Origin of the sequence: Actinotalea sp. Marseille-Q4924 (assembly GCF_916618755.1) — a bacterium.
Classification (GTDB): domain Bacteria; phylum Actinomycetota; class Actinomycetes; order Actinomycetales; family Cellulomonadaceae; genus Actinotalea.
Map to the genome: position 1 here is coordinate 332,131 of NZ_CAKAKB010000006.1, position 16,364 is coordinate 348,494.

Consider the following 16,364-nt stretch of genomic DNA (forward strand, 5'->3'; position numbering starts at 1 on the left):
GGCCAGCACCTTACGGTGCTGGCCCCGTCGTGCGTCGTCAGCGCGCCAGGACCGCCGGCCCGCCGTCGGTGGTCTCGAGCCGGATCGCGCCCGCCATCCCGATCATCTCGAGCAGGTCCAGGAGGAGGGACGGCGCGTCACGCAGCACGATCCCCGTGCCGTCCTCCTGACCGACCTTGTGCAGCTGCAGCACGAAGGCGAGGCCCGAGGAGTCGATGAACGTCAGGCGGCCGGCGTCGACGGTGACCGGCAGCGCGCGGCGCACGCACTCCACCATGGCGAGGCTGGCCTGGTCCCGCAGGGCGGCGTCCACCTCACCCCACATCCGCACGAGGGTGCGTCCGGACTCCTCCGTCACGTCGATGCCGCCGACGTCGCCGGCACCTCCGGTCGCCGGTCCGGACGGGTCGGTCAGGGTGGTCGTCGCGTCGTCGTCGGTCACGAAGGCCTCTCCGGTCGGGGGTGGTCGTCCACGTGTGCAGACGTCCCGGCGGCCCCGGTCGTTCCGGTCACCGCCCGCAGGAGCGTAGGGCCGCGCCCTGACACGCGCTCACCGGGAGGCCCCTCACCTGCGGGGATGCCAGCGCAGCCTCAGCCCTGCGGCTCGGGCTCCGTGACGTCCGCCACGGTGGCGCCGAGGGCGAGCACCATCTTCGAGCCGTCGAGGGTCGCGGCCACGCCGTGCGCCCCCGCACCGATGGACACGGCGCGGCCCGCCACGCGGGCGTCGGCGACGACCGGCCAGGGACGCGTCGACCCGAACGGCGTGATGGTGCCGCGCTCGAAGCCGGTCACCTCGCGCGCGACGTCGGCGTCGGGCATCGAGAGCCGGGACACCTGGAGCACCTCGCGCAGCCGCGGCCAGGAGATCTGCCGGTCGCCGGGCACGAGGACGAAGAGGTAGTCGTCCTCCCCCCGCCGCACCACCATCGTCTTGATCACCTGGGACGGGCTGACCTTCCGCGCCGCGGCGGCCTCCGCGAGGCTCCGGACCCGCCCGTGCCGGACGAGCCGGTACCGCAGGCCCGACGCGTCGAGCGCGGCGACGGCCCGCGCCTCGCCGTCGGGGACGGGTGCCGTCGAGCCGGCGGCGTCGGACGACGGGTCGGGGCGCGTGTCGCTCACCCGAGCATTGTGCTCCTGGACCCGTCGGGCGGTCCGTACCGGGCGTGCAGGGCTCAGCCCCGGACCACCAGCACCGGGCAGGGGGTGTGCAGGACGACCGCGTGGCTCACCGACCCGAGCAGCATCCGGGCCACGCCGTGCAGCCCCCGGCTGCCGACGACGAGCAGCCGGGCGTCCTGGGCGGCGTCGAGGAGCGCCGTCGCCGGCTGCTCCTGCACGAGGTCCTGCGTGACGACGAGGTCGGGGAAGTCCTCCGCGAGCCCGGCGACCGACTCGCCCAGCAGCACGCGCGCGGCCTCCTCGACGGCGCGGTCGTAGTCGGCGAGCAGGCTGACGTCGACGTATACGGCCGGCTGCTGCCACGCGTGCACGACGTGGAGGGAGAGCCCGGCGCGGTCCGCCTCCGTCGCGGCAGCACGGATGGCGTCGAGGGAGTCGGCGGAGCCGTCGGCGCCGACCACCACGCGATCGGTGACGTCGGCCGGCAGGGTCGGGACGACCGCCACCGGGCAGTGCGCGCCGGCCGCGACCTGGTAGGCGAGCGAGCCGGAGAAGATCCGCTCCGCCGCGGTGAGTCGGTGCGTGCCGACGACGACGAGCTGCGCGTCCCTCGACCGGTGCGTGAGCGCCCGGCCCGGCGACTCCTGGTCCACGACCGTGACGACGTCGAGGCCCGGACCCGCGTCGCGGGCGCGCTCGGCCTCCTGCTCGACGAGCTCCTTGGCGGAGCGCTCGACCGAGTCGTCCCAGTAGGTCTCCAGGCCCACGACGGGCAGGCCGACCGCGTGGACGACGTGCAGGGGCGCGTGCCGGGACAGGGCGGCGCGCGCTGCCCAGACGAGGGCGTGATGGCTGGACTCGGTGCCCTCGACACCGACGACGACGGGGCGGGTCACGGCCGTCTCCCTTCCGGTCCTCGGGCGCCGGCAGGCGTGCGCCCTGCTCCACACTCTCCACCGTCCGCGCGCCGTCGTCGTCCCGCGAGGTCCGAACGTCCCCAACCCACTCCCGTTGCCCACCACCCGCCCGTTCGGTCCGCCACCCTGCGTCCGATCCGCCAGTCGCAGCGTGCGATCCAGACGCAGGGTGGCGGATCAGACGGTCGCGGGCGGGCCGTGGGTGCCGACGCGGCGGGGCGCTCACCCCCTGACCGGTGATTCCGCCCGACCCGCCGACCGTGCGAGGCTCGGGACCATGACGTCCTCCCCCACCGTCGGCGTGACGGGTGCCACCGGACAGGTCGGCGGGCTCGTCGCCCGTGCCCTCGCCGACGCCGGCATCGCCCAGCGCCTCCTCGTCCGCTCGCCGTGGAACGCCCCGGACCTGCCGGACGCAGAGGTGCGCCGCGTGGCGTACGGCGAGGACTGCGCACCGGCCCTCGAGGGGCTCGACGTCGTCCTCATGGTGTCGGGCGCCGAGAGCCAGGACCGGGTCGGTGAGCACCGGGCGTTCGTCGACGACCTCGCCGAGGCCGGTGTGCAGCACGTCGTCTACACGTCCTTCTGCGGGGCGGCGCCGGACGCGACGTTCCTCCTCGGCCGCGACCACTGGGAGACCGAGGAGCACCTGCGCCGGTCAGGACTGCGCACCACGCTCCTGCGCGACAACCTCTACCTCGACCTGCTGCCGGAGCTTGCGGGCGACGACGGCGTCCTGCGAGGCCCGGCCGGGGACGGCCGCCTCGCTGCGGTGGCGCGGGCCGACGTCGCCCGGGTCGCCACGGCCGTGCTCCTCGACCCGCGCCGGCACGTCGACCGGACGTACGAGCTCACCGGACCGGAGGCGCTCACGCTCGGGGAGGCCGCCGCGACGATCACGGAGCTGACGGGTCGGGAGGTGCGGTACGTCGACGAGTCGCTGGAGGAGGCGTACGCCTCGCGCCAGTCGTACGGCGCCCCGCAGTGGCAGGTGGACGCGTGGGTGTCGACGTACACGGCGATCGCCGCGGGCGAGATGGCGCGCGTGACCGACGACGTCGAGCGCGTCACCGGCCGCCGCCCGCTGTCCCTCCGCGACCTGCTGGTGAGGCGGGCCCGCCGCGCCTGACGGTGGGCCTGCGATTCACCGGCGAGCCGCCGCGTCGCGTGGACGAGGCGGTGGTCAGGACGTGGCGTGGTGGGCGGCGAGGCGGCGGAGACCCTCGTCCAGGCTCACCGCGGGCGACCAGCGAAGGTCGTGACGCGTGCGGCGCTGGTCGAACCAGTGGGCCGTGGACAGCTGCTCGGCGAGGAAGCGCGTCATCGGCGGCTCGTCGGCGTCCGGCCGGGTACCCGGGCCGGACGCCCACAGGGTCTCGACCGCTCCCCCGGCCGCCCGCGCCACGGACGCGGGCACGCGCCAGGCAGGTGCAGGCACGCCGACGGCGGCGCAGATCCCGGCCAGCATCTCCGCGACCGTCCGCGGCTCGCCGTTGGTGACGACATACGCCCGGCCCCGCACGGCCCCCGCACCGGATCCGTCCCCGTCGTCGCCCAGCCGGTCCAGGCCCGCGACGATCGCCGACGCCGCGTTGTCCACGTACGTCGTGTCGATGAGCGCGAGGCCGTGGCCCAGCAGCGGCAGACGCCCGGACCGGGCGCGGTCCGCGACGCGCGCGACGAGCTGCGTGTCCCCCGGTCCCCACACGATGTGCGGGCGGACGGCGACCACCTGCAGGTCCGGCCCGTCGGCCGCGAGCGCCGCCAGCTCGGCCTCCGCCTTCGTGCGGGCGTAGTCGCCGCGGGCGCGCTCCGGGTCGGCCGGCTCCGCGTCGGCGCCGACGATCGACGTCCCCGTGTGCGCCACGGACGGGGAGGACACGTGCACGAACCGGTCCGCACCGTGCCGGCGTGCGGCGTCGACCACCAGACGCGTCCCGTCGACGTTCACGCGCCGGAAGTCGGCCTGGTCCCCGGCGAACGACACCTTCGCCGCGAGGTGCACGACGGCGTCGGTCCCGGCGACGGCGCGGTCCACGTCGGTCCGGTCCGTCACCGTCCCGAGCACGTCCTCGACGCCGACGACGCCGCTCGGCCGCCGCTGGAACGTCCGCACGTCGTGCCCGGCGTCCCGCAGCAGGCCCGCGACGCTGCCGCCGAGCAGCCCGCTCGCCCCGGTCACGAGGACCCTCACGGCGCGCCGACCCGCCCGCCGGCGAGCACGCCCTCCGCCCACGCCGCGAGCCGCGCCCGGTCGATCTTCGAGTTGTGCCGCACGTCGGTCGGCAGCTGCGCGACCGCGAGGACTGCGGCGACCGGGCGCCCGACGGCGGCCCGCACCGCGGCAGCGAGCGCCGGCTCGACCTGTGCGGGGCGCCGCACACGCGGCTCGGTCTCCGCGACGACGACGAGCTGCTGCGTCCCCCGCGGCCCGACACCGACGACGGCGGCGCGCGCGACGCCCCCGACGCCCTCGGCCCGCTGCTCGGGACCGACGGGGGTGACGACGCCGTCGGCGGTCACGACGACGTGCGCGAGCCGGCCCTCGACCCAGAGGCGTCCGTGCGCGTCGAGCCGCCCGACGTCGCCCGTGCGGTGCCAGCGCAGGCCGTCCGGTGCGGCGTCGTCGGGGTGGACGCCCCGGCTCGCGCGCTCGGTGAGCCAGAGCCGGTCGTAGTGGTCGCGGACGTGCGGCGCGGCGACGACGACCTCGCCGGTCACCTCCGTGGCGGTCGTCAGCCGCCCGGTCGCCGCGCCGTCGTCGTCGAGCGGGCTGATCCGCACGTGCACGCCCGGCGCCGGTGCCCCGACGCACACGCCGCCGGCGGGACCGCCGTCGCCGGCCGCGCGGATGCCGTCCAGCGTGATGTCGGTGAGCAGCAGCCCCTCGGTCATGCCGTACGGGGTGTGGGGGGTCGCGCGCGGCATGAGCCGGGAGGCGCCCTCGAGCAGCCGCACCGGCACCGGCGCGCCCGCCGACAGGAACGTCCGCACGCGCCCCAGCGCCTCACGGCCCGCAGGATCGAGGTCGTCCGCGGTCGCGACGACGTTGGCGATCGCGGCGGGCGACAGGAACAGCGTCACGCCCGCACCGCGCCCGCCGCTGCCCGCGTCGGCCTCCCCACCGCCCTCGGCGGCGTCCCCGCCGGCGGCGCGGACAGCGGAGGCGACCGCCCGGGCGGTGAGCGTCCGGGGGGCGGTGACGTCCATGTCGGGCGTCACCGACAGGCACCCCAGCGCGGGGCCGAGCAGCGCGAACGGGGCGAACCCGGCGACCAGCCCGTCCCCGACACCGAGGCCGTACTGCGCGGCGAGCACGTCACGGACGGCTGCCAGCTGCTCGTGCCGGTACACGACGCCCTTCGCCGGCCCGGTCGAGCCGGAGGTGAAGAGGACGGCCGCGACGTCGTCGGGCGCGGGCTCGGGCGGCAGCTCGGTGACCCGGCCGAGGTCGACGACGTCCGCCAGGCACATCTCGACGCCGAGCGCCGTCGCGGCCGCAGCCGACAGCGGCGTCGTGGAGATGCGCCGGCCCGGCCAGCCGAGCGCGCGGGCGGCGCCGAGGCCCTTCGCCGCGCCGATGACGTGGTCCGGCTGGGCGCCCCGGACCGCCCGGCTCAGCCCCCGCACGCCCAGCCCGGCGTCGGCCACGACGACGACGGCGCCGATCCGCAGGCACGCGTAGAGCACGGCGGTGAGGTCGGCGCCGGGCGGGACGAGCAGCGACACGCGGTCGCCGTGCCGGACCCCGACGGCGTGCAGGCCCGCCGCGATCTCGCGGACCCGGCGGGACAGCAGGCGCCAGCTGACGACCCGGGGCGCGCCGCCGCCGCCCGGCGGTGCCATCTCCACGAGCGCGGTCGCGGTGCTGTCGGCGAGGTCGTCCAGGCGCTCCCACAGCGGCGGACGCTGCCCGGGCGCCGACCAGCCGCCGGCCGTGACGGCGGTGACGCCCGCGAGCGCGTCGATGTCGGCGCGTGGACCCACGAGGTCGGGTCCGGACGCCTGGACGTCGCCGGGCGACCCGTCGCCGTCCACGTGGTCCCCGCCCACCGCCGGCTGGGCGCCCACCTCGTGCGGCGGACGACCCACGGGCTCACCCTCGGCCTGCCCGATCGGCTGCTCACCGAACGTCATGGGCTGGGGGCGGACGACGGCGTCGTGCCGGTCGCGGAGCCAGGTGAGCGTCGCGCCCGCGTGGTCGACGTCCTCGGCCAGGAGGTGGCTCGCGCCCTCGAACCGGTGAGCGTCGGCGCGGGGGAGCCGGTCGAGCAGGTCGTCGAGGTAGCGGTCGCCGAACACCGGGTCGCGCGGCCCCCACAGCAGCAGCGCCGGGACGTCGAGGCGCCGGACCCCCTCGGCGATGCGGTCGAGCTCGCCGGCGCTCGGGTGCTCGGCCGTGGCGGGGATGTCCGCGACGAAGCCACCGATCCCCCCGCGCCGCTCCGCCGTCCGGTACGGCGCACGGTAAGCGTCGCGGACCTCCGGCCCCAGCGGCGGGCGCGCCAGGGCGAGGGTCGTCTCGAGGAACGCCGGGGTGGCCACGGTGGACGGTCCGAGCACGCGCAGCGCGAGCCGCAGCGGCGCGGGGATCGGCTCGCCCTCGGGGTGGTGCACGGCCGTGTTGTGCAGGACGACGCCTGAGACCACGTCGCGGTGGTCCACCGCCCACCCGAGCGAGACGACGCCGCCCCAGTCGTGCCCGACGGTCACGACGGGTCCGTCGAGGCCGAGGGCGTCGGTGAGGTCGCCGAGGTCGCGCACCCGTCGGCGCAGCGTCCGGACCTCGCCCGAGCGGTCCGAGAAGCCCATCTCGAGCTGGTCGACCGCGACGACGCGCCAGGCCGGCCCGCCCTCGGCGGCCTGGCGCAGGGACGCCTCGAGCAGGTCCCGCCACAGGTAGGACCACGTGGGGTTGCCGTGGACGCACAGGAGCGTGCCGACGGGCTCCGCACCGAGCTCCGCCAGGCACGGCCCGGTGTCCAGGACGTGCCAGGTGCGCGCCGGACGCGCGGCGCCGTCGTCGGCCTCCGCGTGTGTCTCGGAGCCCCAGCCGAGGTCACCGAGCAGCCGGGACTCCGGCACCGTGACGAGCCGCGACCAGGCCGGGTCCAGCCCGGGCAGCCCGGACGGGGGCAGGGCTGCCGGCGAAGTGGCGGCGGCGGGCGGGGACGTCGTCGTCATCGTGGAGTCCTCGTGCTGGGGCTGACGGCGGTCGGGCGGCCTCGTCGGGCGGGCCGCGCCCGACTCACCAGGCGAGCTCGAGCATCGCGGTGTTGAGGCCCGAGCCGACGCCCATGAGCAGGACCCGGTCGCCCGGGGAGAGGTTCGGCGCCTCGTGGGCGAGCGTGATGGGGATCGACGCCGGCCCGACGTTGCCGAAGCGCGGGTACGTCAGCGGCACCTTGGACCGGTCCAGCTTCGCCGCCTTGACGATCGCGTTGGTGTGCACGTCCGAGACCTGGTGCAGGACGTAGCGGTCCATCGCGGACCAGTCGAAGCGCTCCCGAGCCTCCTGCCACGCCGCCATGACGAGCTTCATCCCGCCCTTGAGCAGCGCCTTCGCGTCCGTGTACATGCCGGTGACGCTGCCGACGCACAGGTCGTGGAACTCGGTCGCCGCGCGCGTCACGCCACCGAGGATCCGGTGGCCCGACGGGTGCAGGTCCGCGCGGCCGAGGACCGCCGCCACCGCGCCGGAGCCGAGCGTGAGGGTCGGGAACTCGCGCAGGAAGTCCGCGCGCGTGGCGCCCGGCCGGTTGAGCCGGTCGACGGTGTTGACCTGGATCTCGTCGGCGTCCTCGCCGTCGATGACGACCGCGTAGTCGATCTGGCCCGCGTCGATGAGCTGCGCCGCGAGGCTCATGCCGTTGACGAACCCCAGGCAGGCGTTGGCGATGTCGAAGTTCACCGCCGACGGCGGCAGGCTCAGCCCGTGGTGCATGCGCACCGCGACGGACGGCTCGAGGTGCGGGCGCGTCACCGAGGTGTTGATGAGGAGGCCGATCCGGGAGCGGTCGACGCCCGCCTCCGCGAGGGCCTTCTCGCCGGCCTCGATCGCGGCCGTGTCGAAGGACTGACCCTCGGCCCAGTTGCGGCGCTCGTGCACTCCGGCGATCCGCTCGAGCAGACCGCTCGGCAGCCGCAGGCGCTCGAGCGTCGAGCGCAGGCGGTCGTCCAGCTCGGCCGACGTCGTGACGCGCTCGGGGGTGACCGCCGCGAGCGAGAGCAGGGCCACGTTGCTGTGGACGGTCGTCGCGTTGCCGTTCACACGGTCCCCTTGCTCGTCGTCTGCCGGGTCGCCCGGTCGGGAAACGGTCATGATCGGGTCGGGTGCACCCTGGTTGGTCATCCTCTCCCGGTTCCTGCGGCGGGGCACCCGCTGAGCCGTCACGCGAGAGCGAGCGACCAGCGCCGGCGCCCGCCGTCCCCATCATCCGGCCCGAAGATCGCCGGCGACAGCGGGTGCGCGCAGAGCGAACAGCACCCGTCTTCCCCGCGCCGGACGCGGGAAGGTCTCCACGGTGCGGCGCGACGGCCCCGCCCGGTGGCCGTCTGTACAGCGCCGCGCGCACGGCCCTACGGTCCGGACCATGAGCGCCTACGTCGCCCTGCTCCGCGCCGTCAACGTGGGCGGCACCGGCAAGCTCCCGATGGTCGAGCTGCGGGCGATGTGCGAGCACGCCGGGTTCCGCGACGTGAGCACGTACATCGCGAGCGGGAACGTCGTCCTCACCGCGGACCGGACCGAGGCGGAGGTCGTCGCCGCGCTGGGCAGCCGACTCGAGGAGTACGCGGGAAAGCCGGTCGGGGTGCTCGTCCGCACGGCCGCGGAGATGGCCGCGGTGGTCGCGGCGAACCCGTTCCCCGACGCTCCCGGGAGCAGCACCGTGGCCATCTTCCTGCCCGAGCCGCCTGCGGCCGACGCCGTGGCCGCGGCGCGGAACCGCACGACGGAGCAGATCGCCGTCGGCGCCCGCGAGATCTACGTCGCGTACGGCGAGGTCGGCATGGGCCGGTCGCGGCTCGCCCTCCCCGCGGCCGCGCACGGCACCGCGCGGAACATGAACACCGTCGGGCGGCTCGCCGCGATGGCCGCCGAGCTCTGACCCTGGCTCGCCGCACGATCGTGGAGACCTACCCGCGGCGGACGCGGGGAGTCCTCCACGGTGGGGACCGACCGGGGACGGACGGGTCCGACGCCGGCGTCAGACCGGCTCGAGCGGGTGCCGGTCGCCGTCGGGCACGCGCACGCGGATGTCGTCGCCGGCCCGGACGACGCCGCCGCGGCGCACCACGGCCATGACGCCGGCCCGGCGTTCGAGGCTGCCGTCGGCCCGGCGCCGCACCATGCGGCTCATGAGGCCGCTGCCGAGCGCGTCGATCTGCCTGCACGGGTTGCGCAGCCCGGTGACCTCGACGACGGCGTCCTCGCCCAGCTCGAGCAGCGTGCCGGTCGGCAGCGCCAGGAGGTCGACGCCCAGCGTCGTGACGTTCTCGCCCATGGCGCCGGGGGTGACGACGTAGCCGTCGTCGGCGACCGCGTCGAACAGCTCGGCGTGCAGCAGGTGGACCTGGCGCAGGTTGGGCAGCTGTGGCTCGCGGGCGGCACGTGACCGGTGCTTGACCGTCGCACCCGCGTGCGCGTCGCCCTCGACGCCCCAGCCCTCGACGAGCGTGATCGCCTCGCGCAGGACCTTGCTGAACCGGTGGGCGTCGTCGGAGGCCACCGCGACGACGACGGGCGCGCGGTCATGAGGCTCGAGCGGCATGACGGCAGTGTCCCAGCACCGTCCTCCCGGGCATCCGCGGGCCACGCCCCGGCCGGTCGGTGAGAATGGTCGTCCGTGGGTGAGCCCGAGCAGGAGCAGCGACCGTCGTCGGAGGACCGACGACGGCGTCCCGGCTCGCGCGGACGCGGTCGCGGCCGGCGCCGGCCGGACCGCCCTGCCGACCCCACGGGCCCGCAGGACGACGCCCGCGCCGCCGTCGGCCGCGCCACCCAGCACGCCGCCCGGGAGCACGCCCGCCGCGAGCGCCGGGCGGAGAAGCGTCGCGCCGTCGTCGTCCCGCCCATCACCTACCCCGAGGAGCTGCCGGTCTCGGCGCGCAGGGCGGACATCGCCGCGGCCGTCCGCGACCACCAGGTCGTCGTCGTCGCGGGGGAGACGGGATCGGGCAAGACCACCCAGATCCCGAAGATCCTCCTGGACCTCGGTCGCGGCCGGGACGGGCAGATCGGCCACACGCAGCCCCGCCGGATCGCGGCGCGCAGCGTCGCCGAGCGGATCAGCGAGGAGGTCACCGGCGGCACCGGTGCCCTGGGCTCGATCGTCGGCTACCAGGTCCGGTTCACCGACCAGTCCAGCGAGGAGACGCTGGTCAAGGTCATGACCGACGGCATCCTGCTCGCGCAGATCCAGCGGGACCCGCAGCTGCTCGCCTACGACACGATCGTCGTCGACGAGGCGCACGAGCGCAGCCTCAACATCGACTTCATCCTCGGGTACCTCACGCGCCTGCTCCCCCGGCGGCCGGACCTCAAGCTGATCATCACGTCCGCGACCATCGACTCCGAGCGGTTCGCCCGGCACTTCGCCGGCCCGCCGACGCCCGAGCACCCCGACGGCGTCCCCGCGCCGGTCGTCGAGGTCAGCGGCCGGACGTACCCGGTGGAGCTCCGCTACCGGCCCCTGTCGCCAGACCTCCCGGAGGGCTCCGACGACGACGTCCTGCGCGACCTCGAGGCCCCGTCGCCCCCCAAGGCGGGCAAGCCCCCCAAATGCAAGGCGGCGAAGGGCGGTGGCGCCAGGAGCGCCCCGCGCGCCGACGAGGACCGCGACCTCATGACCGCGATCTGCGACGCCGTGGACGAGCTCGAGCGCGAGGGCCCGGGCGACGTCCTCGTCTTCCTGTCCGGGGAGCGGGAGATCCGCGACGCCGAGGACGCCCTGCGCGGCCATCTCGGCCCCCGCGTCACCGACCCACGCCACCCCCGCGCCGTCGAGCTGCTGCCGCTGTACTCCCGGCTGTCGGCGGCGGAGCAGCACCGCGTGTTCGCGGCGCACAGCACCCGCCGCGTCGTGCTGGCCACGAACGTCGCCGAGACGTCGTTGACGGTCCCGGGGATCCGGTACGTCGTCGACCCCGGCACCGCGCGCATCTCCCGCTGGTCCAAGGCGACCAAGGTGCAGCGCCTGCCCATCGAGCCGATCAGCCAGGCGTCGGCGAACCAGCGGTCCGGGCGCTGCGGCCGCGTCGCGGAGGGCGTCGCGATCCGCCTGTACTCCGAGGCGGACTTCCTGTCCCGCCCCGAGTACACCGAGCCGGAGATCCTCCGCACGTCGTTGGCGTCGGTCATCCTGCAGATGGTCGCGGTCGGCGTCGCGCAGACCCCCGACGACGTCGCCGCGTTCCCCTTCGTGGACCCGCCCGACACGCGCGCGATCCGCGACGGCGTCCAGCTCCTCACCGAGCTCGGCGCGCTGGAGACGGTGCCGCCGGAGCGCGGCGGAGGGACTGAGTCGTCCGACCGTGCTGGCGGGACTGCGTCGTCCGACCGTGCTGGCGGCACTGAGTCGTCCGACCGTGCTGGTGGCACTGAGTCGTCCGACCGTGCTGGTGGCACGGGGCCCTCCGACCGTGCTGGTGGCACTCGCCTGACGGACGTCGGCCGCGCCCTCGCCCTCCTCCCCATGGACCCGCGCCTGGCGCGCATGATCGTCGAGGGTGGCCGGCGCGACGTCGCCCGCGAGGTGATGATCATCGCTGCGGCGCTGTCCATCCAGGACCCGCGGGAGCGTCCCGCCGAGCAGCGCGCCCAGGCCGACCAGCAGCACGCGCGCTTCGCCGACCCGACGTCGGACTTCCTGTCCTACCTCAACCTGTGGAACTACGTCCGCGAGCAGCAGCGCGAGCTGTCCGGGTCGGCGTTCCGCCGCCTGTGCAAGGCCGAGTACCTCAACTACCTGCGGATGCGGGAGTGGCAGGACGTCGTCGCCCAGCTCAAGGAGATGGCCAAGCCGCTCGGCATCACCGTGCGCCCGCCGGCGCGCGTCAACGCCCCGGCCGACGACGACGCCGACCCGGCCGCCCCCGGCGCGCTGCGCCTCGCGTGGGACGCGGACCGGATCCACCAGGCGCTGCTGGCCGGGCTGCTGTCGCACATCGGCATGCAGGAGGTCACCGAGGTGCGCGTCGGGGGGCCGACGGGCAAGGACCGCCGCGGCGACCGGCCCGGGCGCAAGCCGCAGGCGCGCAACGAGTACCTGGGAGCCCGCGGGGCGCGGTTCGCGATCTTCCCCGGGTCGCCGCTGTCGCGGAAGCCGCCGTCGTGGGTCATGGCCGGTGAGCTCGTCGAGACCTCGCGGCTCTGGGCGCGGGACGCCGCACGCATCCAGCCGGAGTGGGCCGAGGAGCTCGCCCCCCACCTGGTCAAGCGCACCTACTCCGAGCCGGCGTGGTCGACCAAGCAGGGTGCCGCGACCGCGCTCGAGAAGGTGCTGCTGTACGGCGTCCCGATCGTCGCGCGGCGCAAGGTGCTCTTCGCGAAGGTCGACCCGGAGCACGCGCGCGAGCTCTTCATCCGCCACGCGCTCGTCCAGGGCGAGTGGACGACGCACCACCGCTTCTTCCGGGACAACCAGGTCACGATGGCCGAGGCCGAGCAGCTCGAGCACCGCGCTCGCCGGCGCGGGCTCGTCGTGGACGACGACGTCCTCTTCGCCTTCTACGACGAGCGCGTGCCCGCCGACGTCGTCTCCGCGCGGCACTTCGACCAGTGGTGGAAGACCGCGCAGCGGGAGCAGCCCGACCTGCTGACCTTCGGCCTGGACATGCTGGTCACCGAGGAGGCCGCCGGTGCCGCTGCCGACCTCGCCCACTTCCCGGCGGTGTGGGAGCAGGGCGACCTGCGCCTCCCGTTGACGTACCAGTTCGAACCGGGCACGGAGGCCGACGGCGTCACCGTCCACGTCCCCGTCCAGGTGCTCAACCGCGTGCGGCCCGAGGGCTTCGACCGGCTCGTCCCGGGGATGCTCACCGACCTGGTCACGGAGACGATCCGCGGCCTGCCCAAGCCCGTGCGCGTCCAGCTCGTGCCCGCGCCGGACGTCGCCCGCGAGGTCGTCGCCTGGATCCGCGAGAACGAGCCGTCGTGGGAGGACATCGTGCGCGCGGCGGACATGGCGCCGTCGTTCGCCGAGACGTTCACGCGCGCCGTCCGGGCACTGCGCGACGTCGAGGTGCCCGACGACGCCTGGCGTACCGCCCGGCTTCCGGCCCACCTGCGCATGACGTTCCGGGTCTTCGAGGAGCGGGGCTCGGGCGCCGTCGTCCTCGACGAGGGCACCGACCTGCTCGCCCTGCAGCGCCGCCTCGCCGCGCAGTCCCAGAGCGCCGTCCGCACCGCGGTCCGGGACGCCGTGCGCGCCGCCGTCGCGGAGCGCGACGCCCGGGCGGCCGACGACGCCGCCCGCGCCGAGACTGCCCCGTCACGCTCAGCCGGCCCTCCCGAAGCGGCGACCTCGACGCCGGCCGGCCGGCCGGCGGCGGCCGCTCCTCCGACGGACCTGGAGCGGGAGCACCTGGCGACCTGGCCGGACGGGCTGCCCGACGGGCGCCTGCCCGACGTGGTGACGACCGCCGTCGGCGGCCTGACGGTGCACGGGTACCCGGCGCTGGTGGTGGAACCGAACGGCGGCCGTACGACCGTCGCGGTGCGGGTCCTCGCCGACCAGGCGCAGCAGCGCCGTCGCCACCCCGAGGGGGTGCGCGAGCTGCTCCTGGCCGAGCTCGCGCTCGCGACCGGACGCATCACCACGCGCTGGACGGCCGCGGAGTCGCTGACGCTGGCCGCGAGCCCGTACCGGTCGACGGACGCGCTGGTGCTCGACCTGCAGCGCGCGGCGCTCGAGGTGATCCTCGAGGGCGCCATCGGGGGGGCGCGCGCCGTGCGGGACGCCGACACCTACGCCAAGGCCCGCACCGCGGCCCGCGACGCCCTCGAGGACCGCACCTACGCCGTCGCGCGGGAGGCCGCGGCGGTGCTGACGGCGGGCCGCGACCTCGACGTCGCGATCCGCGGCACGTCGAGCCTCGCGCTGCTCAACACCCTCACCGACCTCAAGGACCAGCTCGCGGGGCTCGTCCACGACGGCTTCGTCGCCGATGCCGGCGCCGGGCGCCTGCCCCACCTGGTGCGCTACCTGCGGGCCGCGCTTCACCGGCTGCGCAAGGCCGCCGAGAACCCGGGCAAGGACGAGGGCCTGGCGTGGCAGGTCCACGAGCTCCAGGACGAGTACGACGCCGCCGTCGAGGCCGCCCGCTCGGCGGCGCCCGACGCCGCCCGCGACGAGCGCCTGACCGAGGTGCGCTGGTTGCTGGAGGAGCTGCGGGTGAGCCTCTTCGCCCAGCAGCTCGGCACCCCTCAGCCCGTGTCGGCCAAGCGCATCCGGACGGCCCTCGGCCGGTAGCACCCCGGCTCACGGGGAGCGGGTGCACCGGCCGGCGGGGCAGGCGTTCCCCATCGACGCGGGGGCCGAGTTCACCCCGCGACTCACCCGGCCGAGGTCTTGCCCGCGTGCGGCACCCGCGTCGTAGCCTGTCCGCCATGGCGGACACGAATGATCTTGCCCGCGCCCGCGAGGCACTGACGATGCCGTCCACGCGCGTCGACGTGTCGCTCCTCGGTGCCGTCCGCGACGGGCTGCTCTCGGTCCCGGTCGGCCACGAGGCGTCGCGCGCCGACGACGACGGCCTCCCAGCGACGGCGCGCAGGTAGCCTCGGCGGATGCAGGGGGACAGCAGGGGGACCTTCGTCGAGCTCGAGGGCGAGCAGGATACGCAGGGCGATGGCACCGCCGTCAGGCCGAGCGCGTCGCGGCGTGGCTCCGGACCCGGCTGGGGTGCACGCCGCACCTGGGCCGTCGTCCTGGGCCTTGCCGTGGTCGGGGCGGCGGGCATGTACGCCGTCGTCGACGAACGCGGACGGCAGTCGGGCCTCGACCGCCACGCGGACGTCCCCGGCGTCGTGGACTCCCTCGCGGAGCCGCCCGAGGAGGCGTGGCGGGTGGACCTCGGCGCGGGGGGCGCGGCGACCCAGCTCGCAGACCTCCTGGTGACGTCCTCGAACCCACGCCCTCCCGACCGACCCGCGGTGGCCGCGCTCGACCTCGCGACGGGAGAGGAGCGCTGGCGCGTCGAGGGCCCGCCCGAGGCGTGGCCGGGGTCGTGCGACGCCGCGGTCGGCCCGCCCGGCGGGTCGGTCCTGCTCTGCGCGCTCTGGGTGACGGACGAGACCGACGCCGTCGGTCAGCCGGTCGTCGACTGGCACTTGGTCGATGCAGCGAGCGGCGAGGCGAGCCGCGTGGAGGGCGTCGACGACGACGCCCCCTGGTTCGGTGTCTCGGTCGGTCAGGTCGGCGACGACCTCCTGCTGGTCGAGAGCGACGACGCGACCCGGACGACGCACGTGACGCGCTACGACGTGGGGTCGCGCGAGTCGGTCTGGCGGACGGCACTCTCCGTCGAGGTGGGCGTGGGCGCCGCCACGAGCCTGGTCACGGTGGGCGACCTGGTCGTCGTCCGCGGTGCCGAGGCCACCGTCGTGCTGGCCGCGGACGGCCGCGAGCTGCAGTTCGTCGAGCGGACGCCGACATCCGGGCCGGCTCCGGAACGCCTGCCCTTCGCGACGTTGCCGGGGCACGGCGTCGGCATCTGGACCGACTCGACGACCGGCGTGTGGGTGGCGCCGGACGGCGAGCGCACGGCGACGCTGACAGGTGCGCCGGTCGAGCTCGACGTCGTGGGGGACGCCGAGCCGCCGGTCGTGGTGCTCGTGCGCGACGGCGCGCTGGTCGGCGTGGACGTCGGGACGGGTGAGGAGCGGTGGGAGCGCCCGGCGTCGGGCAGGGCGCGCGCACTGCTGGACGGGCGGTTGGTGCTCTCCGAGCGCGACCGTCTGGTGGCCGTCGACGTCCGCACGGGCGAGACGCTGTGGGAGACGGAGCTCCAGCCGACCGTGGAGGGTGCGACCTCGCCGACCCTCACCGACGGCGTCCGCATCGCGCTGACGGGACAGGGGGACGGGGTGGCGACGATGTCGACCTTCGAGCTCGCCTCCGGACGCCAGGTCTGGGACGCGCGGCTGCCCGACGGGAGCCGGCTCGTCCAGCGCCAGGGGCGGGCGGTGGTGGCCGTCATCCCGTCCGGCGGTCGCGAGGACGTCGTCGTCCTGCGGTGAGCAGCCGATGAGCAGCCGATGAGCACAGCCCCCGGCCCGGCGACGTCGTCCACAGGCTCCGCGACCGCCGCCCGCCCCGA

The 16,364-nt window shown here is 75.8% G+C and carries 12 protein-coding genes; 5 read left to right on the plus strand and 7 right to left on the minus strand.

The window, feature by feature from the left end:
- Positions 1-37: 37 nt before the first annotated feature.
- From LG379_RS16560 to LG379_RS16570, 3 genes are all read right to left on the minus strand, one after another.
- Positions 38-442, minus strand: a complete 405-nt coding sequence (locus LG379_RS16560; RefSeq protein WP_225755691.1) for an STAS domain-containing protein — start codon at positions 440-442, stop codon at positions 38-40.
- 149 nt (positions 443-591) lie between these two features.
- Positions 592-1,125 carry an aminoacyl-tRNA deacylase gene (locus tag LG379_RS16565; protein WP_225755692.1) on the minus strand — a complete coding sequence of 178 codons (534 nt, stop codon included), beginning with the start codon at positions 1,123-1,125 and terminating at the stop codon, positions 592-594.
- Between the two features lie 53 nt (positions 1,126-1,178).
- Entirely contained in the window at positions 1,179-2,021 is an 843-nt protein-coding gene (locus LG379_RS16570; RefSeq protein WP_225755693.1) for a universal stress protein, read from the minus strand.
- Positions 2,022-2,319: 298 nt separating this feature from the next.
- Here LG379_RS16570 and LG379_RS16575 point away from each other — a divergent pair, with 298 nt between their 5' ends.
- Positions 2,320-3,171 carry an SDR family oxidoreductase gene (locus LG379_RS16575; RefSeq protein WP_225755694.1) on the plus strand — a complete coding sequence of 284 codons (852 nt, stop codon included), beginning with the start codon at positions 2,320-2,322 and terminating at the stop codon, positions 3,169-3,171.
- Positions 3,172-3,225: 54 nt separating this feature from the next.
- Here the strand turns inward: LG379_RS16575 and LG379_RS16580 are convergent, their stop codons facing one another.
- From LG379_RS16580 to LG379_RS16590, 3 genes are all read right to left on the minus strand, one after another.
- Positions 3,226-4,236 (minus strand): NAD(P)-dependent oxidoreductase, encoded by a 1,011-nt coding sequence (locus LG379_RS16580; protein ID WP_225755695.1) that lies wholly within the window; start codon positions 4,234-4,236, stop codon positions 3,226-3,228.
- Positions 4,233-7,226 carry an alpha/beta fold hydrolase gene (locus LG379_RS16585; protein ID WP_225755696.1) on the minus strand — a complete coding sequence of 998 codons (2,994 nt, stop codon included), beginning with the start codon at positions 7,224-7,226 and terminating at the stop codon, positions 4,233-4,235. The genes LG379_RS16580 and LG379_RS16585 overlap by 4 nt, the downstream gene beginning before the upstream one ends.
- 64 nt (positions 7,227-7,290) lie before the next feature.
- The gene (locus LG379_RS16590; protein ID WP_225755697.1) at positions 7,291-8,364 is read right to left on the minus strand and encodes a 3-oxoacyl-ACP synthase III; all 1,074 of its coding nucleotides are present in this window, start codon (positions 8,362-8,364) and stop codon (positions 7,291-7,293) included.
- A gap of 271 nt (positions 8,365-8,635) precedes the next feature.
- On the opposite strand from LG379_RS16590, the gene LG379_RS16595 reads away from it, so the two are divergent.
- Positions 8,636-9,151, plus strand: coding sequence for a DUF1697 domain-containing protein (locus LG379_RS16595; RefSeq protein ID WP_225755698.1), 516 nt, complete (start codon positions 8,636-8,638; stop codon positions 9,149-9,151).
- 99 nt (positions 9,152-9,250) lie between these two features.
- Here the strand turns inward: LG379_RS16595 and LG379_RS16600 are convergent, their stop codons facing one another.
- Entirely contained in the window at positions 9,251-9,814 is a 564-nt protein-coding gene (locus tag LG379_RS16600) for an MOSC domain-containing protein (RefSeq protein ID WP_225755699.1), read from the minus strand.
- A 75-nt stretch (positions 9,815-9,889) separates the two neighbouring features.
- On the opposite strand from LG379_RS16600, the gene LG379_RS16605 reads away from it, so the two are divergent.
- The 3 genes from LG379_RS16605 (at position 9,890) to LG379_RS16615 (ending at position 16,284) form a co-directional block, all read left to right on the plus strand.
- Positions 9,890-14,515 carry a DUF3418 domain-containing protein gene (locus tag LG379_RS16605; protein ID WP_225755700.1) on the plus strand — a complete coding sequence of 1,542 codons (4,626 nt, stop codon included), beginning with the start codon at positions 9,890-9,892 and terminating at the stop codon, positions 14,513-14,515.
- Positions 14,516-14,652: 137 nt separating this feature from the next.
- Positions 14,653-14,823 (plus strand): hypothetical protein, encoded by a 171-nt coding sequence (locus LG379_RS16610; RefSeq protein WP_225755701.1) that lies wholly within the window; start codon positions 14,653-14,655, stop codon positions 14,821-14,823.
- A 9-nt stretch (positions 14,824-14,832) separates the two neighbouring features.
- Positions 14,833-16,284 (plus strand): PQQ-binding-like beta-propeller repeat protein, encoded by a 1,452-nt coding sequence (locus tag LG379_RS16615; protein WP_225755702.1) that lies wholly within the window; start codon positions 14,833-14,835, stop codon positions 16,282-16,284.
- Positions 16,285-16,364 lie beyond the last annotated feature (80 nt).